General features: G+C 56.2%; 20 protein-coding genes and 1 pseudogene. 19 read left to right on the plus strand and 2 right to left on the minus strand.

The window, feature by feature from the left end; genetic code table 11:
* Nucleotides 1-32 precede the first annotated feature (32 nt).
* The 9 genes from ACP4QI_RS10490 to ACP4QI_RS10530 all read left to right on the plus strand — a co-directional run bounded on the left by ACP4QI_RS10490 (nt 33) and on the right by ACP4QI_RS10530 (nt 10048).
* Nucleotides 33-1025 (plus strand): sensor domain-containing diguanylate cyclase, encoded by a 993-nt coding sequence (locus ACP4QI_RS10490; protein WP_285112233.1) that lies wholly within the window; start codon nt 33-35, stop codon nt 1023-1025.
* Nucleotides 1026-1077: 52 nt separating this feature from the next.
* Nucleotides 1078-2043: a sensor domain-containing diguanylate cyclase gene (locus tag ACP4QI_RS10495; protein ID WP_426494689.1), complete on the plus strand. Its 966-nt coding sequence runs from the start codon at nt 1078-1080 to the stop codon at nt 2041-2043.
* Between the two features lie 81 nt (nt 2044-2124).
* Nucleotides 2125-2652, plus strand: coding sequence for a GNAT family N-acetyltransferase (locus tag ACP4QI_RS10500; RefSeq protein ID WP_285128800.1), 528 nt, complete (start codon nt 2125-2127; stop codon nt 2650-2652).
* Between the two features lie 118 nt (nt 2653-2770).
* Nucleotides 2771-4222 carry a tagaturonate reductase gene (locus tag ACP4QI_RS10505; protein ID WP_426494688.1) on the plus strand — a complete coding sequence of 484 codons (1452 nt, stop codon included), beginning with the start codon at nt 2771-2773 and terminating at the stop codon, nt 4220-4222.
* Nucleotides 4223-4452: 230 nt separating this feature from the next.
* Nucleotides 4453-5367 carry a bestrophin family protein gene (locus ACP4QI_RS10510; protein WP_231312358.1) on the plus strand — a complete coding sequence of 305 codons (915 nt, stop codon included), beginning with the start codon at nt 4453-4455 and terminating at the stop codon, nt 5365-5367.
* 159 nt (nt 5368-5526) lie between these two features.
* Complete coding sequence (locus ACP4QI_RS10515; RefSeq protein WP_426494687.1) at nt 5527-6522, plus strand: alpha/beta fold hydrolase; 996 nt, start codon at nt 5527-5529, stop codon at nt 6520-6522.
* A 47-nt stretch (nt 6523-6569) separates the two neighbouring features.
* Nucleotides 6570-7310: a response regulator gene (locus ACP4QI_RS10520; RefSeq protein WP_231312360.1), complete on the plus strand. Its 741-nt coding sequence runs from the start codon at nt 6570-6572 to the stop codon at nt 7308-7310.
* Complete coding sequence (locus ACP4QI_RS10525; protein WP_426494686.1) at nt 7307-8608, plus strand: ATP-binding protein; 1302 nt, start codon at nt 7307-7309, stop codon at nt 8606-8608. Before ACP4QI_RS10520 ends, ACP4QI_RS10525 begins: the two co-directional genes overlap by 4 nt.
* A gap of 249 nt (nt 8609-8857) precedes the next feature.
* On the plus strand, nt 8858-10048 hold the full coding sequence (locus ACP4QI_RS10530; RefSeq protein WP_426494685.1) for a cytochrome c biogenesis protein/redoxin: 1191 nt from the start codon (nt 8858-8860) through the stop codon (nt 10046-10048).
* Here ACP4QI_RS10530 and tam read toward each other — a convergent pair whose 3' ends face one another.
* Nucleotides 10049-10807, minus strand: coding sequence for a trans-aconitate 2-methyltransferase (tam, locus tag ACP4QI_RS10535; RefSeq protein WP_156263738.1), 759 nt, complete (start codon nt 10805-10807; stop codon nt 10049-10051).
* Nucleotides 10808-10894: 87 nt separating this feature from the next.
* Nucleotides 10895-11479, minus strand: coding sequence for an NUDIX domain-containing protein (locus tag ACP4QI_RS10540; RefSeq protein WP_231312364.1), 585 nt, complete (start codon nt 11477-11479; stop codon nt 10895-10897).
* 87 nt (nt 11480-11566) lie between these two features.
* Between ACP4QI_RS10540 and ACP4QI_RS10545 the strand changes: the two genes are divergently transcribed.
* The 10 genes and pseudogenes from ACP4QI_RS10545 (at nt 11567) to dapF (ending at nt 19809) form a co-directional block, all read left to right on the plus strand.
* Nucleotides 11567-12322, plus strand: coding sequence for a DeoR/GlpR family DNA-binding transcription regulator (locus ACP4QI_RS10545; protein WP_156263740.1), 756 nt, complete (start codon nt 11567-11569; stop codon nt 12320-12322).
* A gap of 147 nt (nt 12323-12469) precedes the next feature.
* On the plus strand, nt 12470-12784 hold the full coding sequence (locus tag ACP4QI_RS10550) for a helix-turn-helix domain-containing protein (RefSeq protein WP_197090584.1): 315 nt from the start codon (nt 12470-12472) through the stop codon (nt 12782-12784).
* Nucleotides 12777-13419: pseudogene (locus tag ACP4QI_RS10555) on the plus strand (HipA domain-containing protein). Before ACP4QI_RS10550 ends, ACP4QI_RS10555 begins: the two are co-directional and overlap by 8 nt.
* A 67-nt stretch (nt 13420-13486) precedes the next feature.
* Nucleotides 13487-13822, plus strand: a complete 336-nt coding sequence (locus tag ACP4QI_RS10560) for a hypothetical protein (RefSeq protein ID WP_426494684.1) — start codon at nt 13487-13489, stop codon at nt 13820-13822.
* 359 nt (nt 13823-14181) lie between these two features.
* Entirely contained in the window at nt 14182-16743 is a 2562-nt protein-coding gene (locus tag ACP4QI_RS10565) for an autotransporter outer membrane beta-barrel domain-containing protein (RefSeq protein ID WP_285112220.1), read from the plus strand.
* Between the two features lie 123 nt (nt 16744-16866).
* Entirely contained in the window at nt 16867-17205 is a 339-nt protein-coding gene (locus tag ACP4QI_RS10570) for an ArsR/SmtB family transcription factor (RefSeq protein ID WP_142489423.1), read from the plus strand.
* The gene (locus tag ACP4QI_RS10575; RefSeq protein ID WP_426494683.1) at nt 17195-17626 is read left to right on the plus strand and encodes a YeeE/YedE family protein; all 432 of its coding nucleotides are present in this window, start codon (nt 17195-17197) and stop codon (nt 17624-17626) included. The genes ACP4QI_RS10570 and ACP4QI_RS10575 overlap by 11 nt, the downstream gene beginning before the upstream one ends.
* 8 nt (nt 17627-17634) lie before the next feature.
* Nucleotides 17635-18045, plus strand: coding sequence for a DUF6691 family protein (locus tag ACP4QI_RS10580; RefSeq protein WP_426494935.1), 411 nt, complete (start codon nt 17635-17637; stop codon nt 18043-18045).
* Nucleotides 18046-18173: 128 nt separating this feature from the next.
* Entirely contained in the window at nt 18174-18809 is a 636-nt protein-coding gene (grxB, locus tag ACP4QI_RS10585) for a glutaredoxin 2 (protein ID WP_426494682.1), read from the plus strand.
* A gap of 139 nt (nt 18810-18948) precedes the next feature.
* A complete protein-coding gene (dapF, locus tag ACP4QI_RS10590; protein WP_426494681.1) occupies nt 18949-19809 on the plus strand; it encodes a diaminopimelate epimerase in 861 nt (286 codons plus the stop codon).
* The last annotated feature ends 226 nt before the right edge of the window (nt 19810-20035 follow it).

Raw genomic sequence — 20035 nt, forward strand, 5'->3', positions numbered from 1 at the left:
CTCGCGTGCCTGGCAGTCGGTTTATCAAACGCATGTTTCTGATGCGAGTGCTTGGAACATTTCTCTGCTTTTTTCCCATTCTCTCAGCCCTGGTGGAGCAGCAACGTTCACCCTGGCTTATGGGTCTGCTGGGGATCAACGCCTTTATCTGGCCGACGCTTGCCTTCTGGCGTGCGCGTCGATCCGCGACGCCGCTCAGTACGGAACACCAGAACCTGGTGCTGGATGCCGGGGCGGGCGGTTTCTGGATCGCCATGATGGCGGCGAATCCGCTACCCTCGATCACCATTGCCACTATCTTAATGGCCGACCGGCTGGCAGCGGGCGGTTTCCCGCTGATGAAAAAAGCCGGTGCGGTGATGCTGGCGGTTTTTATGGCCAGCTGGCTGACGCAGGGGATGGCGCTGATCCCCTGGGTGTCGCAACGTACGATGTACGCGACGCTGCCGCTGATCGGTATCTATACCGTGGCGCTGAGCGTGCTCACCAACAGTATCGCCATGCGGCTGCGCTTTAAATCCCGCGAGCTGGAACGCATTGCGATGATGGATCCGCTGCTCGACATTGCCAACCGGCGTCTGCTCGAGAAGCGTATCGATCATGAGTTACATAAGCTGCGGCAGACCTGTCGCGAGTCGGCGCTCATGTTCATCGATATCGATAACTTCAAAGAGGTTAACGATCGCTTCGGACATAAGGTAGGGGATATGCTTTTGGTGACAGTGTCACAAATATTGCATATCGCTACCCGCCAGAGCGATACCCCCGCGCGGCTGGGCGGGGACGAGTTTGTGATTCTGCTTCCGGATACTACGCTTGACGAGGCGCATCTTGTCGCGACCCGGATTATGGATGCTGCCGCCGTGATCGATGACGTGGCGGAAGAGGCGGTCCATTGCACGATGAGTATTGGCATTGCCATTGCCACCCGGGAGATGGGAAATGTTACAGACTGGTTACAGGCAGCCGACACCGCCCTGTACCAGGCGAAACGTGAAGGGAAAAACCGCATCTTTGCTCACTAACCGGGGTCAGGATGCACTAAGCTTTTAAAAAGCCTGACGTCCGGAGCCCCGTATGAAATCACCCTCACGACCCAACAATGAAGTGGAGCGTCTCAGCGCCTTGCGCGAATCCGGGCTGCTGGAGATCGAAAATCACCCGTCCTATGACCGGCTGACCCGGCTGGCAAAACGCCTGTTTGCCGTGCCGGTGGCGATGATAAATCTGGTTGACGAGCATGTGGTGGTGGTCAAATCCGCAGATGGCGCGGACACGACGAATCTGCCACGAAATCTCTCCTTTTGCGGCCATACCGTGCTCAGTGACACGCCGCTGGTGGTACCCGACACCCTGGACGATGCGCGTTTTGCCGATAATCCACTGGCTACCGACGACGATCCTGTCCGCTTTTATGCCGGTTATCCGCTGCATCTGCCCAATGGTGCCACGGTGGGATCGCTGTGCATTATCGATCATCAGCCGCGGCAGTTCTCAGCTTCTGACGTCGAGGCGCTGGCCGATCTGGCTGCGCTGGTTGAGGTGGAGTTCGCCGCGATCTGCGCCAGCATCATCGACGACCTGACCGGGCTGTATAACCGCCGGGGGTTTCATCACCTCGCCACCTACGCCATTCGCGCCGCGCGCCGACGGGCAGAGCCGCTGACCCTCGCCTGGCTGGATCTCGACCGTTTTAAACAGATCAACGCTCGCTTTGGCCGCGCCGACGGCGATAACGCCCTGAAGGCAATGGCAAGTCTGCTGAGTTCCACCTTCCGCGAAGCCGACGTGCTGGCGCGTTACGGTGGAGATGAGTTCGCGATCCTCTTTGCCAACAGCGACGAAAAGGGCGCATGGGTCGCCATGCAGTTTCTCACCGAACAGGCTGCGGTGTGGAATGAGCACGCCGAATATCCGTGGTCGCTTTCATTCTCCTGGGGAGTGAGCGAGTTCAACCACGATCGCGACGATCTGGAGGGCTGGCTGAAGACCGCCGATGAGATGATGTACTCCATGAAACAGCAGCGCGGTACCGGCTGCTGAGATAAGAAAATCCTCTGACAGTCGCTCTTGTGTTACGAAAATGTAAAGCGCATGGTGATGCCGTTGATAAAAAGGAGAATAATGATGACATCACCCGCTATTCAGATCTTTTCCCGTGACGATATTCTCGCGCACCTTCCCCGGTTAGCGGAGATCCTGCACAGCTGTGTGACCGGCGGCGCGTCGGTAAGCTTTATGTTGCCTTACAGCCATGAGCAGGCTGGCGCGTTCTGGCGCGGCGTAGCCGACAGCGTCGGGCGGGGTGAACGTACCGTGCTGGTGTCGACTAACACAGAGGGCGAACTTACCGGCACCGTGCAGCTTATCACCGATCAGCCCGACAACCAGCCGCACCGGGCGGACGTTGCCAAACTGTTGGTTCACCAGAACGCACGCCGCAACGGCGATGCCGGACGATTGATGCAGGCCCTGGAAAACGTGGCCCGCGATAAAGGTAAAACGGTGCTGGTGCTGGACACGTCAACCGGCAGCGGGGCGGAGACCTTCTATCAGCGGGCGGGCTGGCAGAAAGTGGGGGAGATCCCGCGCTATGCCCTGATGCCGGACGGTGAGATGACGGCCACCTCGGTGTTCTACAAATTCTTATAAATCCTGTCACAATTCACACCGTATTTGATCAAAACAGGGGTTCGTGGTCGTTAAGTTTTGATAAGTTATCGTACCAATCTTATCAGGCTGTATGACTAATCATTACAAGGACCCCATTGTGAACACACTGAACCGTCGTGATTTCCCCGGTGCTCTCTATCCTGAACGTATCATCCAGTTTGGTGAGGGCAACTTCCTGCGCGCGTTTATTGACTGGCAGATTGACCTGCTCAATGAACATACCGACCTGAATGCCGGTATTGCGATTGTCCGCCCAATCAAAAGCGATTTCCCGCCTTCACTGAGCACTCAGGATGGCCTCTACACCACCATCATCCGTGGCCTGAACGAGCAGGGCGAAGCGGTGAGCGACGCGCGTCTGATCCGCTCGGTGAACCGCGAAATCAGCGTTTACGACCAGTACGATGAATTCCTGAAGCTGGCCCACAACCCGGAGATGCGCTTTGTCTTCTCCAACACCACGGAAGCGGGCATCAGCTATCACGCCGGGGATAAGTTCGAGGATGCGCCTGCGGTCAGCTATCCGGCGAAACTGACGCGTCTGCTGTTCGAGCGTTTCAGCCATTTCAACGGTGCTGCCGATAAAGGTTGGGTGATCGTCCCCTGCGAACTGATTGACTATAACGGTGACGCCCTGCGCGAGCTGGTGCTGCGTTATGCCCGGGAGTGGGCGCTGCCTGCGGCCTTTACCCAGTGGCTGAACGACGCGAACAGCTTCTGCTCAACCCTGGTTGACCGTATCGTCACCGGTTATCCGCGTGACGAAGTGGCCCAGCTTGAAGCTTCTCTCGGCTATCATGATGCCTTCCTCGATACCGCCGAACACTTCTACCTGTTTGTGATCCAGGGGCCAAAATCGCTGGCGCAGGAGCTGCGTCTCGACAAGCTGGCGCTGAACGTGCTGATTGTTGATGACATCAAACCGTACAAAGAGCGTAAAGTGGCGATCCTCAACGGCGCGCATACCGCCCTGGTGCCGGTGGCCTTCCAGGCCGGGCTGGATACCGTGGGTGAGGCGATGAACGATACCGGGATATGCGCCTTTGTCGAAAAAGCCATCCATGAAGAGATTATTCCGGTGCTCGATCTGCCGCGTGATGAGCTGGCCTCCTTCGCCAGTGCAGTCACGGGCCGCTTCCGCAACCCGTATATCAAACATCAGCTGCTGTCGATTGCGCTCAACGGCATGACCAAGTACCGCACGCGTATTCTGCCGCAGCTTCTGGCAGGGCAGCAGGCCAGCGGCAAACTCCCGGCGCGTCTGACGTTTGCCCTGGCGGCGCTGATTGCCTTCTACCGTGCGGAACGTAACGGTGAAAGCTACCCGGTGCAGGACGATGCCCACTGGATCACCCGCTTCCAGCAGCTGTGGACCCAGCATCACGATCGACAGATCACAACCCGCGAGCTGGTGAGCGCGGTACTGAGCGTCAGCGAACACTGGGAGCAAGATCTGACTCAGGTTACTGGCCTGGTAGATCAGGTTACGCAGGATCTGGATGCGATTCTGCAGAAAGGGATGCGTGAAGCGGTAAAACCGCTCTGCTAATCCGCTGAACTTCCCCTCATCCTCAGGGTGAGGGGAAAAGCACCGCACCGTTATTGACTCCTCACCCATATTAGTTACAACATACTTTAAGTTATTCCTGTTACCGCCTCCTCAACACCGTGCGGTCTGCCTTTCGCCTCGCAATAACGTCATCATTTTTTAACATACTTGCAACCGTGACGACGATCACGTTTAATAGTCACCGCTCTTTTTTCCCGATGAAGCTGACTATGATTGTTCGACCTCAACAGCACTGGTTGCGTCTGATTTTTGTCTGGCACGGTTCCGTGTTGACCAAAATCTTTTCCCGCCTGTTTCTAAACTTTTTGCTCTCTATCGTCGTGATCCTGATGTTGCCCTGGTACACCTCGCTGGGCATTCGTCTGACGGTAGCGCCGTTCAGTATTCTCGGGGTCGCCATCGCGATCTTCCTCGGGTTCCGCAATAACGCCTGCTACGCACGCTATGTCGAAGCGCGGCAGCTGTGGGGCCAGCTGATGATTGCGTCGCGCTCGCTGTTCCGCGAAGTCAAAAACACGCTGCCGGACGACCCCGCGCTTGGCGAGTTTGTCCGCCTGCAGATTGCGTTTGCCCATTGTCTGCGCATGACCCTGCGCAGACAGCCCCAGGCCGACCAGCTTTCGGCGTATCTTTCCGAGGAAAACCTGCGCGTGGCGATGGATTCCAGCTCGCCTGCTAACCGCATTCTGCTGATCATGGGCGAATGGCTGGCGGTAAGACGCCGGAAAGGGGAGCTGTCGGATATCCTGTTTCACAGCCTGAATATTCGTCTGAATGATATGTCGACCGTGCTGGCCGGCTGCGAGCGTATCGCCAACACCCCGGTGCCTTTTGCCTACACCCTGATCCTGCACCGCACCGTCTACCTGTTCTGCATCATGCTGCCGTTTGCGCTGGTCAGCGATCTGCACTACATGACGCCGTTCGTGTCGGTGCTGATCTCCTACACCTTTATCTCGCTGGATACCCTGGCGGAAGAGCTGGAGGAGCCCTTCGGCACCGAGAATAACGATTTACCGCTGGATGCCATCTGCAACGCGATGGAGATTGATCTGCTGCAGATGAACGATGAGCAGGAGATCCCGGCGCGCAAACTGCCGGACAAATATTACCAGCTGACGTAACAGTCCGGTTTATCGTTCGCCTTTTGTGAGTTTGTATCACAGTGTATCCGCGCCGGAACGCGATACAGTACCTTGCAAAACGGACGACTTTGTACATATTAGGCATACATCAGGGTGGTGAGATAAGCGGGTAAATTCTACTGACCCGGAGATACCACCATGATGAACAAACTGGCTTATTCAACCCTGGCGCTGACCCTCTCTTTCGCGACCGTTTCCGCCTGTCAGGCCGAAGCTGCGGGCACGGATTATGCCGCTGCTTTTAACCAGATCCGCCAGATTGACGCGGGCGATCTGAATATTGGCTATGTCGATATCGGGCCGAAAAACGGCGAACCGGTGATCCTGCTTCACGGCTGGCCGTACGACATTCAAAGCTATGCCCAGGTTGCCCCTCAGCTTGCGGCAAAAGGCTACCGGGTGATTGTGCCGTACAACCGCGGGTTCGGGACGACGCATTTTCTGTCGCCGGGCACGCCGCGCAACGGTCAGCCAGCGGCCATGGCGAAAGACGTCATTAACCTGATGGATGCGCTGAAAATCAAACGTGCGGTCTTCGCCGGTTACGACTGGGGGGCCAGAACGGCGGATATCGTGGCGGCACTGTGGCCGGAGCGCGTGAAATCGCTGGTTTCGGTGAGCGGGTATCTGATTGGCAATCAGAAGGCAGGGGAAAAACCGCTGCCGCCGCAGGCCGAGTTACAGTGGTGGTATCAGTTCTATTTCGCCACCGAGCGCGGTGAAAAGGGCTATGCCGCCAACACCCATGACTTCGCGAAACTGATCTGGACTCTGGCCTCGCCCGGCTGGAAATTCAGCGACGCCACTTTTAACGTCAGCGCCAAAGCGCTGGATAATCCGGATCACGTGGCGGTCACTATCAGCAACTACCGCTGGCGTCTGGGGCTCGAAAAAGGGGAACGCCGCTACGACAGCTATGAACAAAAGCTGGCGGCTGGCCCGACCATCAGCGTGCCGACCATTACCATCGAAGGCGACGATAACGGTGCGCCGCACCCGGCTCCTGAAGCCTATGCCGCGAAATTCACCGGCAAATATCAGCATCGCACCTTTACCGGCAACATCGGCCACAATCCGGCGCAGGAAGATCCGCAGGATTTCGTCAAGGCGGTGGTGGATGCGGATCGGTTGTAAGCCAACTATGCTATTTTTGGCGAATCGCTGATAAACAGGAGCTTAGGGTGGAGACAACCGATCACATACTTGTCGTCGATGACGACCGGGATATTCGCGAGCTGGTCGTCGATTATCTGCTGAAGTCGGGCTATCGCGCCACCGGCGCCGCCAACGGCAAAGAGATGCGTGCCGTACTCGATAAACAGGCGGTCGATCTGGTGGTGCTGGATATCATGATGCCCGGCGACGACGGACTCACCCTGTGCCGCCAGCTGCGCAGCGGGCAACATAAAGATCTGCCGATACTGATGTTGACCGCGCGCCACGACGACATGGATCGCATTCTGGGTCTGGAGATGGGGGCCGACGATTATGTGGTCAAACCCTTTGTGGCGCGCGAGCTGCTGGCGCGGATCAAAGCGATACTGCGCCGCTTTCGCACGTTGCCGCCCAACCTGCAGGTGACCGAAGCCGGACGGATCATCGCCTTCGGCGACTGGCAGCTCGACACCAGCGCCCGTCATCTGCTGGATGCCACCGGCACCATCGTGGCGCTGAGCGGGGCGGAGTACCGTTTGCTGCGGGTGTTTGTCGATCATCCCCAGCGCGTATTAACCCGCGATCAGCTGCTGAATTTTACCCAGGGCCGGGATGCGGAGCTGTTCGAACGCTCCATCGATCTGCTGGTCAGCCGCGTGCGTCAGCGTCTGAATGAGGATGTACGCTCACCACGGTATATCAAAACAGTGCGCAGTGAAGGCTATGTCTTTTCGATGCCGGTGAGCATTCTTGAGGTCAGAGAATGAGGTTTTGGCCGCGTTCGCTGCATTATCGTCTGCTGCTGATCGTCCTGCTGGGATTGTTGCTTGCCAACGGCCTGAGCCTGGCGCTGGTGATGGCCGAGCGCATGAGCAGCGTGCGTAACGTGATGCTGGGTAATCTGCAGGACGATGTCTCCACCAGCGTGGCGATTCTTGACCGGCTGCCCGCCAGTGAGCGGGCGCAGTGGCTTCCGCGTCTTGACCGGGATAACTATCACTATGTGCTGGGCCCGGGCGAGCCGGGCGCTCCACCCGCAGACGCCCGTTCCCGGGATGCGGTCCGCACGATAACAGAGAGCCTGGAGACCCGGTATCCGCTGCGCTTCACGGCGGTGCCGGGGCCGGTTTCGCATATTCAGGCGCACCTGACCCTGGGCGACGGCTCGGCGCTGACGCTGGATCTCACCCCCCGGATGCCGCCGGTGGCCCGCTGGTTGCCGGTGGTGTTTGTTATTCAGCTGCTGCTGGTGGCGATCTGCGCCTGGCTGGCGGTGCGCCAGGTGGTGCGTCCCTTTACCCGCTTTACCCGGGCAGTCGATACCCTTGAGCCCGCCAGCCCCAATCCACTGATGCTCACCGAGCAAGGCCCGCTGGAGGTGCAGCATGCAGCCCGCGCCTTTAACGCCATGCAGACCCGGATCCAGACCTCGCTGAAGGAGAGGGCGCAGATCCTCGCCGCTATCTCCCATGATTTACAGACGCCCATCACCCGGATGCGGCTGCGGGTGGAGATGGCCGACCAGCCCGAGCTGCGCGACAAACTAACCCAGGATCTGGACAGCATGACCCGGCTGGTGCGGGAGGGGATCGACTACGCCCGTTCATCCGGGGTTTCGCCCGAGCCGGTGCGCAACGTCGATCTCTATAACTTTATCGATACCCTGATCTGCGATTACACCGATACCGGTAAAAACGTGCAGTTTACTGCCGCCCGCACCGCCTTGCCTTTTGCTACCCGTCCGCAGGCGCTGCACCGTATCCTGACCAATTTGCTGGATAATGCCCTGAAGTTTGGCGATGCCGCAGAGGTGACGCTGACGGTGCGCGACAAAACGGTGTTGATCGCCGTAGAGGATAACGGCCCGGGTATTCCCGGAGACGAGCTGGCGGCGGTGTTGCAGCCGTTCTACCGCGTGGAATCCTCCCGCAACCGGGAAACCGGCGGTACGGGGCTGGGGCTGGCGATTGCCGCCCAGCTGACCGCCCAGCTTGACGGCCAGTTACAGCTGGCGAACCGCCCCGAGGGCGGGCTTTGCGCACGGATTATCTTGCCGGTGATGTGAATTGCCGGGTGGCGGCTGCGCCTTACCCGGCCTACAAAACCCTTGCTTTGCCCTTGTAGGCCCGGCAAGCGTAGCGCCGCCGGGCAGTCAGGCCGCACTCAACCCGCCATTTGTACCGCACTGTATCCCGGCGCTAAACGAATACACCACCTGACAAACCCCCCAATTGCCCACACATGCCAGATACCTCCCCACGCTGTAATAGCCTCACTGCAATAGTCGCAGCCAACCGCTTTAGTGAGGTGTGTTATGTTTCTTTTAATCGCATTTTTAGGTGGGATGGTCAGCCTGCTCAGCCCCTGTACGCTTCCCGTCATCCCGCTGCTGTTCGCCGGTTTTCGCGGCCAGAAGCGCCAGCTTATCGCCATGCTGTTTGGGATGGTGATCATGTTTACCCTGGTCGCCAGCCTGATCGCCGTCGCCAGCGACTGGGTGGTCAGCGCTACGATTGTCGGACGCTGGATTGCGCTGGCGTTGTTGAGCCTCGCCGCGCTGGCCCTGATCTTCCCGCCCTTTGCGCAGCGCATTGCCGGGCCCGCATTACGCCTGGGCAATGCGATCAATACCCGGAGCACCCGCACCCGGGGCATCGCCTCGGCAGTGCTCGCCGGGCTGGCGGTCGGGCTGCTGTGGTCGCCGTGCGCCGGGCCGGTGCTGGGGGCCATTCTCAGCCTGAGTCTCGCAGGCCATAACCCGATTGCTACCGGTAGCCTGCTGGCAGCGTACGGCAGCGGCTGCGCCGTCATGCTCGCGCTGCTCGGCTTTAGCGGGCAGGCGCTGATTGCGCGTCTGAAAACCAAGTCTGGGCTGATGGACGGGCTGCGCAAAGCTGCTGGGGTTGCGATGCTGATGTCGGTGGCGTTTACCGCTTTCGGTCTGAACAGCGTCTTTCAGGGGGCAAACGGCGTAGCCGACCGGCTGGAGAAAACGCTGTTGCAGCTGGTGCCGGAAAGCTCCCCTCAGCCCAGGCTTCAGCCGGTGGCGCAGCCCGTCACCACCAGCGCTATGCCGTCGCTGGAAGGCGGAACCGGATGGCTGAACGGTGAGCCGGTCAGCCCGGCGTCGTTAAAAGGTAAGGTAGTGCTGATCGACTTCTGGACCTGGGACTGCATCAACTGTCAGCATACGCTGCCGCACGTTCGCGAATGGGCCAATAAATATCAGGCCCAGGGACTGGTGGTGATTGGCGTCCATACCCCGGAATATCCGTGGGAAAAACCGCTGGCGTCGGTGCAGCAGGCCATCAACAAATGGCAACTGCCGTACCGGGTGGTGACTGACAACAACTACAAGATCTGGACGGCCTTCGGCAATCGTTACTGGCCGGCGCACTACTTCTTCGATGCCAAAGGCCAGCTGCGCTACGCCTCTTTCGGGGAGGGGAATAACGACAAGCAGGAGCAGGTGATCCAGCAGCTGCTGAAAGAGGCGAAGGCGTAATCAGGGTTCGCGTCTGGCAATGATAAACAGGCGCGGGAAGGCCAGCAGTATCTGCCCGTTTTCCTGCAGCGGATACTGCTCTTCCAGCAGCTGATGATAGCGATGCAGATAGCGCTGTTGCTCGCTCTCGTTCAGATCCCGCAGCCAGGGCCGCAGACCGGTAGCGCTCACCCAGTCAATAATCGCCTGGTGCGAACTCATCTGGTGAAAATAGGTGGTGCGCCAGATGTCCACCTCGCATCCCGCCTCGGTAAGAATATCGTAATACGCATGGACGCCCGCCAGGGCCGCGCGGCCGCGATCCGGATAATCCTGTTCAAAGGCCACCTCCCGCATCAGCACGTGCGTCGGCTCCAGATCGTTATCCGGCATCTGGATCGCCAGCACGCCGTGCAGCTTCAGCAGCGAAACCAGATGCGGCAGCAGGTCGTAATGGTTCTCAACCCACTGCAACGAAGCGTTGGCGTAGATCACGCTCAGAGCCTGTTCCGGGCGATAGTGGCGAATATCGGCCTCTATAAACCGGCAGCCCGGCAGCGCGGCTCTGGCCTCCACCAGCATCGCGGGCGAGGTATCGACTCCGGTGATACGCGCCGAGGGCCAGCGCTGCTGGAGCAGCGCCGTGCTGTTGCCCGGCCCGCAGCCCAGATCGACGACATCGGTGACCTCGTCAAGCGCAATGCGGGAAAGGAGTTCTAAGGCGGGGCGGGTGCGTTCAGCGCCGTATTGCAGATACAGGGCGGGGTTCCAGTCGGTCATGCAGGCATCTCCGGTTTGCTCTTTTCAGAAGTGTAGATGATGCGGTTTGCGGGATGACAGAAATCCGTTTCTGTCGGCGCGATTAGGCTAGAAGATCCCCTTCAGGGCAACGTGATACAGCAGCATAATGGTTTTGCCATCGACAATCAGGCCGTTATCAATGGCCTGCAAAGCCTGTTCTATGGGCCACTCCAGCACTTCAATATCTTCACCTTCGGCCTCAATGCCGCCACCCTCGCCGGTGCGATCGCCAGGGCGATACTCCGCGATGTAAAAGTAGAGTTTCTCGGTGACCGAACCGGGGCTCATAAAGGCCTCAAAGACTTTCTCCACATGGTCAATTTGATACCCGGTCTCTTCTTCCGCTTCGGCCTTGATGCGCTTTTCCGGCGCCATGTTATCGAGCAACCCGGCAGCGGCTTCAATCAGATAGCCGTCGTGACCGTTGATGTACACCGGAAAACGAAACTGACGGGTGAGGATCACCGTTCGTTTCTCACGGTTGTAGAGCAGGATCGTGGCGCCGTTCCCCCGATCATAGGCTTCACGGTTCTGGCGCTGCCACTCCCCGTTACGGCGGCGCACATCGAAGGTGTATTTTTTTAGTGTGTACCAGTCATCTGACAACGTCTGGCTATCGAGAATGCGTACTTCTGCACGATTTGATTGCACGGTGCCTCCTGTTTACGTAGAGTAGGCATCATAAACCGCACGTTCGTGCAATATCAAGATCAAACATGCAGCCTCAGGAACCGTCCCATGCTCACTCGTCAACGCAAACAGCTGATCCTCGAAAAACTGAGTTCCGAGGGGCAAGTGTTATCCAAAACCCTCAGCCTGGAATTTGACGTGTCGGAAGACACCATTCGTCGGGATTTGCGCGAGCTGGCCGCCGAGGGGCGTTTACAACGGGTACACGGCGGCGCGTTGCCGGCATCAAAGGCGGTCTCCAGCTTTGCCGAGCGGAGCCATCTGGGCATCGAGGCGAAAAAGCGGGTGGCGAAGAAGGGCGTCGAACTGATCTCGCCCGGCCAGGTGGTGATTATCGACGGCGGGACCACCACCGCCGAGCTGGTGCGCTGCCTGCCTGCGGATCTGCCTTTCACGGCGGTGACCCACAGCCCGGGCATTGCCCTGGCGCTGGTGGACTATCCCCGGGTAGAGGTGATCCTGATCGGCGGACGCCTGTTCCGCCACTCGGTTGTCACGGTCGGCGCCGCGGCTATTGAAGGCATTGCGCATATCCATGCCGATCTGTTTTTCATGGGAGTGACCGGGATCCACCCTGAGGCCGGGTTAACCACGGGAGATTATGAAGAAGCGTGCATCAAACGGGCATTTTCCGGCAGAGCCGCAGAAACGGTGGTGCTGGCCTCGCCGGAAAAAATTAATACCGCATCGTCCTTCACGATCGGCGAGCTTTCGCTGATCAACACCCTGGTGGTTGAACCGGATACCGACAGCCGCTGGGTGGATGCAGTGAGTCAGCAGGGGGTTTCGGTTGTGAAAGCCTGACTCGCTTAACTCCAGCATTATGTTATTTAATCCTGATTCTTCGTGTTAATTCTCTTATTTTGTGATTTATGGCTGATAGCGAAACGACGAGGGTAACTCTATAATATTGTGTGTTAACGCCAAAAATCGCGGTTAAGGTGCAAAATAATGGATTTAAACTTCAAAAAGCCTGATGAGATCGTTAAGTTGCTGTGCGAGCGATTACGCCAGGAGCGCATTCGCCGCCAGTTTACCCAGGCCGAACTGGCGCAACGGGCTGGCGTGGGGGTGAACACGGTTTCAAATCTGGAGGCGGGGCGCAACGTCGGCTTTGAAGTTGTGGTTCGTGTGGCGATGGTGTTGGGTCTTACCCCTGAGCTGGAGAACCTGTTTCAGCCGCAGCTCGAGAGCCTGGACGATCTTCAGCGCTTCGAAGCCAGCGCGTCCCGCCAGCGCATAAGGAAAAGGAGTCATGATGCCTGATCGCGTAGAGGTTTATTACGAGGGCTGGGGTGAACGCTGGTTGTGGGGAACGCTGGCGACCACCACCGCACTGACCGGGCGGCCGCTGATCTTCTTCGAATACAGCTCGCAGGCGCTGGAAAAAGGTTTTGAATTATCTGCGTTTAGTCTTCCTCTTAAGGGTGACAAGCTGCGACAAAATTTTCCCGCTCACCAGTTAGGTTTGCCTGCGCGCCACGCAGTTCTGTACCAACGATGTGCGAGAGAAAGCGCGCGCCTTTGCCCGGGTTGTCTTTAACGTCATATTCAATAACCGCGACGATCACCCAAAAAATTTCGCGTATTTAATGTCTGCCGAAGGGACATGGTCGCTGGCGCCTGCGTTTAATGTCACCTGGAACGAAGGCCCAGGCGGATACCACCAGATGGATATTATGGGCGAGGCGTTAAATATTAATAAACAGCATCTGCTGTGGTTGGGCACCCAGGAGGCGGATCTCAGTGAAACGCAGGTTAACCGGCTGATTGCGAGCATTGCCGATGTCGCCAGTGGATTTTCCGTTTATGCCGAAGCACTGCTTCCGGGCAAAATTACCCCGGCTACCCGGCATACCATGCAAAAGCAAATTGATGCCAACATCAAGCAGCTCCGTTAAAGCCAGGAAGAGCGCAGCTGCATAGGCTACGCTTCAGCTAATGCTTGTTTAACAAAAGGACTGCGTGATGCTGCAAAAAATCAGCCTGTTATCTCTCGCCTGTGTGCTGTTTACCGGGTGTATGTCCAATGAGGGCACGTCCCCCGAAGAGAAAAAGTTTCGCAAAGTAGAGGCCGCGGCAAGCGAATGCGCCGAAATTGTGAAAAACCAGACCATCGAACTCACCGCTGAAGGGAAGGATGCCAATACCCGCTGGACGACCATAGAGTACGTGGCGTCTGACCAGCGCACCCGCACGGTGGAATATCGAACCTCCTCGGTGCTGGATAATGACGAGCCGGGCAAGGCGTGGCAAACCTGCATGTCGGACAAAAAAGCCCTTGTTCCTGAACTGAAAATATAACCTTCGGGCGGGAGCTGCATCTTTCTCCCGCCAATGAAACAAAATGTTAGTATCCTAAACATTATTTTTAGCGCTCTGACGCTCCTCGTTCTTGCATGTTTATAATCACTAAGGGGGATATATAAAAATGGGGGGCTATGGCGGCGTCAGGTGTTGAATAAGCGATCGAAACCATTCATTACATGAATCTATTAATATAAAAAACACACTGATTACGCTGGGTTTTAGATTTTTATTAAAATGGCGCGCGTGAAATTAATATTACAAATAGCAGGCGGCAAGACTATTCTTAATTGGTTTTTATTGCGTAAGAATCTCTTCGATCGATTGTTTATCAGAATCATCTTAGGGATATAAAAATGCGCTATAAAACTCGCCGTACCTTGTTATCACAATGCATCCTGTTCTCTCTGACTGCTTTTTCCGGCTATGCCTTAGCAGCGGACTGCTCTCCAGCCGATGCGCCAACCAGCACCTGCGGATTCAAGAGTACAAATTATCATGGTCCTAATGGCACCGAGACCTGGGCTGTTAATGATAATGGCTCCGCTTATACCAATGATGCCAATACCAACAGCACCGGCAACGGCAATGACGCTATCTATCTGTGGGATAACAAACAGGAAGATACTCAGTCACTGACCGTAGACGGTACCGACATGAGCGGGACGTTTATTCAGGCTAATTATGGTGGTACCAAAAATATTACCCTGCAGAACGGCGCGACCACCGACATGATTGAGGGTGGCAACAACAAGCCGGGTGATAACGGCAGCTTTAACATTGATATCAATAATTCCACGCTGACCGGAGAGAATGACAACCTCATCTACGGTGCGGCATCGCATGCGAAAACCTATATGGGTGGGGCGGCTATTTTTGTTGACTCCGGTGCCAATGAGGGTACCAACACCGTTAATATCGAAAATGGCAGTACCCTTGGCGGCGCTATTTATACCGTGACCGGCGGGGATAACACCATTAATGTTGCCGGGAACAGCACCGTTAACGGCGCTATTTATGCTTTCACTAACAGCAACAACACCATTAGCGTTGATAACAGTACCGTGACGGCAAATGAAACTAACGCGACGTTGCAGGGCTATTTCGAAGGGGCCTATGCAGGCAACGCGGATGCAGCAACTATTACCTCGGCGCTTCAGGGGCAAACAATTGCGATGGGTATCTATGGTCAGCAGGCATCCACTATTGCGTTGACCAACGGCACTACGGTGAATGGCTCTGTTGCGGTTGTCGGGAATGGCTCCTCTACGGCGCAGATCTCCCTCGACAGCAGCACCCTGAACGGCAACATTATTACCGCCGATGAAAGTAACACCACGGTGAATCTGAATAACGCTACCGTCAACGGCAATATTACGACCGGAGCGGGAGATGACACGGTCGTGCTGGCCAATAACTCCTCTGTCACCGGTAACGTGGATGCAGGTACCGGCACCGATGAGCTGTCGATGGATGCCAGCAGCTCCATCACCGGCCAGATCAGCGGATTTGAAACGGTAAACACCACCTCGGATAACAATATCGACATCGATAAGTTAAACGACAATACCGGCTGGACTATCCAGAATGGCTCCCGTTTAGTGGCCGAAACCACCGGCAGCAATGTCCAGGTGGCAATGACCTCCGACAGCACCGTTGATTTTGGTAACGTCACCGGGACCAACAACAACCTGACGGTAACCCAGATTTCCCCGTCTACCCTGAACCAGAAAAACGTTCAGATCGCGACATTCTCTACCACCGGTAACCCGGCCGATGCCGTTGAAGCCCAGTTCAGCAACGGTTCACAGCAGGTTGAAAGCCGCAGCGGCGCTTACAACTACAATGATTCCCTGACCATTGAGCAGGCGGCACAGCTGAGTAAACGTGCCGGGCTGACTGCCACACCGAATGCTTACAACGTACTGCTCGACAGCTCGCGCGGTGAACTGGCCAGCGATGTCCAGGGGGCGATTGCCGGTCTGGATGCCGCCAAGCAGGCAGGCCGCATGATTACGGACGATCTGGCAAACCGTCTGGATCAGGTTCACCTGCAAAATCTGTATGGCCACACGGCGGATGGGGCGCAACTCTGGGGCGACTTCCTCTATCACCATGGGGATTACAGCGATGACGTTGATTACCAGGACATCACCCAGGGCGTGCAGGGCGGCGTTGACTGGACGACCCACCTGACAAACGGCGACAGCCTGACCGGCGGTGTGGCGCTGGGCTGGACCCGCAGCCGCGACCAGAGCAACAGCGGCGGCGCTAACAGCTTCAACGATACCGTCTATGGCAACTACTACAGCGTTTATGCCGGCTGGCAGCAGGCGCTGCACGACAACCTGTGGGGTATGTTCGTTGACGGCAGCTTCAGCTACGGCGATATGCGTTACTCAATGTCGGCGAAAAACAGCAAAGAAGACACCAGCGGCATGACCGAAGCATTAAGCGGCTCCGCGGATGGTAACCTGTACACCACCCAGCTGCGTACCGGTGTCAACGTGATGCTGCCGGGTGAGACCGTCCTCCAGCCATATGCGACTTTAGGCTGGGATAAAGCAGAGGAGAAAGGCTTCTCTGACAAAGAGCTGACCTTCAGCGATAACCAGGTTTCGCAGTGGAATACCAGCGTCGGTATGCACGTGACCACTAAGCTCGCGGATCTCAACAAGAACGTCGAGCTCTACCCATGGGCCGATGCCCGTTACCAGACCGAGTTTAGCGATAATACCGACATCAAAGCGGCGGATTATCACAACACCGACGGTCATAACACCTCAATGGGTATCTTCGGGGCGGGTATTAATACCACCATCGGTAACAACTTCTCCGTTAACACCGGAGTGTACTTCGGTACGGGTGATGTGGATAACGATGCCAGCGTACAGGCCGGTATCAGCTATCAGTTCTAACCCAGTCTGACCCAACCAAACGGCAGGGATCTGAGGATCCCTGCCGTTTTTTTTTGCAGCATGGCCCAACATACAATATACTAAAATACATTATATAAAATTGTATATTGATGGATGGAAACCATGACTACAGTGACCGATACTGATATTCAGGATGCCATGAAACAGGCGGCGCTGGGTGCCGCGGAGATTTTGCGCGGTTTGTCCAATGCCGACAGGCTGCTGCTGATGTGCCAGTTAAGCCAGGGGGAAGCGAGCGTTGCGCAGCTTGAAGAGGCGGTGGGGATACACCAGCCTACGTTGTCCCAGCAGCTGGGGGTACTGCGGCGCTTAAAGCTGGTGGAGACCCGGCGCACAGGCAAACAGATTTTTTACCGGATTGAGGATCCGCGGATCTTCACGCTGCTCAACACCTTATATGACCTCTATTGCCCACAGGCAGGAGTCGACCATGACGATTGATTTCTCTCACTTTACGCCCCTGAGCAGCCTCGGCGGCGGGGTATTAATCGGGCTCGCTGCCATACTGCTGATTCACTTTTGCGGGCGCATTGCCGGGATCAGCGGCATTGTGGCGGGAATGCTGACGAAACAGACCCGAACAGAAGGGTGGCGGATGGCTTTTTTGGCTGGTCTGATTGGCTCGCCGCTGCTGTTCTCCCTGTTTTTCCCCTTACCGGACATTAACGTTCCAACCTCATGGCCGATGATTACTGTTGCCGGTTTGCTGGTCGGCATCGGCTCGCGTCTGGGCTCCGGGTGTACCAGTGGGCATGGCGTCTGCGGCCTGTCGCGTTTTTCTAAGCGCTCTCTGGTCGCCACGCTGACCTTTATGGCTGTCGGCATTGCTACCGCAACGCTGACCGGATTCTGGCTGGGTTAGGAGGACTGATAATGATAATTAGCGCATTTCTGTGTGGCCTGATTTTTGGCGTGGGTTTGCTGATAAGCGGCATGGCAAACCCGGAAAAGGTGCTGGGGTTTCTTGACCTTTCTCAGGCCTGGGATCCCTCTCTTGCCTTCGTGATGATAGGGGCGATTGCGGTGGGGATAGTCGGTTTTGCACTGGTCAAAGGCAGAGAAAGGGCGTTTTGCGGAGTGCCCATCCTGCTGCCGAAGAATAACGCCGTAGACCGCGCGCTGCTGGTGGGGGCGATCCTGTTTGGCCTGGGCTGGGGGCTGGCGGGCATTTGTCCCGGGCCGTCCCTGATATTGTTGGGGGCGGGCGTCGGGAAGGGGCTGCTGTTTGTTTTGGCTATGCTCGTCGGGATGGTGGTCGTTAATCAGTTTCGGCGAATCTGATCTCAGGGGGGGAAGGGGAATAGTCTGCTGGTGGATAACACCAACCCTACCAAATTTAGTCTGGAAACCTTGACCCGATTTACCAGATGCTGTGTGGAGTCATCCCGTTATGTTGAAAAGAGAACGCTATGAAACTATATGTGTATGAGCATTGCCCATTCTGTATCCGTGCGCGAATGATCTTTGGTCTTAAAAAGGTGCCTGTCGAGCTGGGTGTAATTATGGAAGGCGATGTCGAAACGCCAACCCGCATGGTGGGTAGAAAGGTCGTGCCGATCCTGCAGAAAGAAGAGGGCGTCTACATGCCGGAAAGCATGGATATCGTTCACTACGTTGACCAGCTTGACGGCGCTCCGGTTATTGAAGGGGAATGCGACCCGGCGATTGAAGCCTGGTGCAAAGAGAATACCCGCGCCGTATTTAACCTTGCGATCCCGCGTTTCACCCGCGCCGATTTTAAAGAGCTCTCCACGCCAGCCGCGCGAGAAGCCTATACCCAGCGCGAGATTAAGGCGTTTGGCGATCTGGATGCGTTAATGGCCAATAGCCAGACGTACATCGATACGCTGTCGGGGTCGCTCAGTAAAATCGAGGCGTATATGAGCGCCCGAAATCCTGTCAGCATCACGGATTTTTATCTCTTCCCGGTTCTCAATTCGCTGACGATTGTGAAAGGTTTCCCGTATACAGAGGCGCTGCGCGGCTATTTGGATCACATTTCTACATCCTGCAACGTACCGCTGTTTACCAATAAGGCATTGTAACGGTCAGGGGGCCTGGCCCCCTTAATCGTGCTGAATAGTTTCATTGAACATGAACGAAAACAGCGTTCACTTTTTTTGTCCTGCGGAATGAAAAATACGGTAATGTATTTGTTAAATAATCAAATTCAGAACGCAATCCATGACTTCTTTGTTATTCCATAAATATCACGGACTCGGTAATGATTACCTGGTGTGCCATCGTTCTGTCGCAGAGCAGTTGAGCATCGAGCAGATTCGTCTCATATGCCATCGGCACTATGGGTTAGGCTCTGACGGTCTGCTGGTTGACAGTGGCGATCGGCATGATCCCACATTGCGAATTATCAATCCGGATGGTTCAGAAGCCGAAAAAAGCGGTAACGGTCTGCGCATCTATGCCCGTTATCTTTTTGATATCAGCCGCGTCGGACACGCGCCCTTTTTAGTGCATACCGCGGGTGGGGACGTCCATTGCCGGGTCCATGAAGATCCGCATCAGATTACGGTGGAGATGGGACGGGCTAACTTCAGTCCGGCGGCATTGCCGGCCCTGGTTGAACAACCCGAAGCGCTGAATTATCCCCTGAAGCTGGCGGACGAAACTCTTCTGGTGTCGCTGGTCTCCATGGGCAATCCTCACTGTGTTGTGCTGGTGGATAAGCTCGATCTGGCGCTGGTTCACCGTTTAGGGCCGCAGATTGAAAATCATCCCTTGTTTCCCAAACGCACCAATGTTCAGCTGGTGGAGGTTGTTGATCGCAATACGCTGCGTATTGGCATCTGGGAGCGGGGCGCCGGTTTTACTATGGCATCCGGTAGCAGCAGCTGCGCGGCGGCCAGCGTCATGCGCAAATTAGGTCGGGTTGATAACGCTGTCAGCGTGAATATGCCGGGTGGGCAACTGCAAATCACCTTCGGTGATGAGTTTCAGGTCAGCATGTGTGGCCCGGTGCATAAAATAGGTAGCCTGACGCTGGACGAAGACTGTTTTGCTGGTGGGGACGACGCCAACAGATTTTAAAGTTTCTCAGACCGGCAGCCTGCAACGAGCTGCCGGTGATTTTAGTATTAACTTTCGCATTATGTCTCTTCAATCCTTCTTTCCCTTATATTTCTCTGCGACAAATAGCCCTCACGTCATAAGTTGGTAAATTAAACATTTATTTAACATTTGCATTGCGGTTGTCGTTAAAAAATCTTATTAATATTTAGTTGCTTATAGTGCATAGCGATTTTATATGTTAATA

The organism is Leclercia sp. TB492 (genome assembly GCF_049974505.2).
Classification (GTDB): Bacteria; Pseudomonadota; Gammaproteobacteria; order Enterobacterales; family Enterobacteriaceae; genus Enterobacter; species Enterobacter adecarboxylatus_C.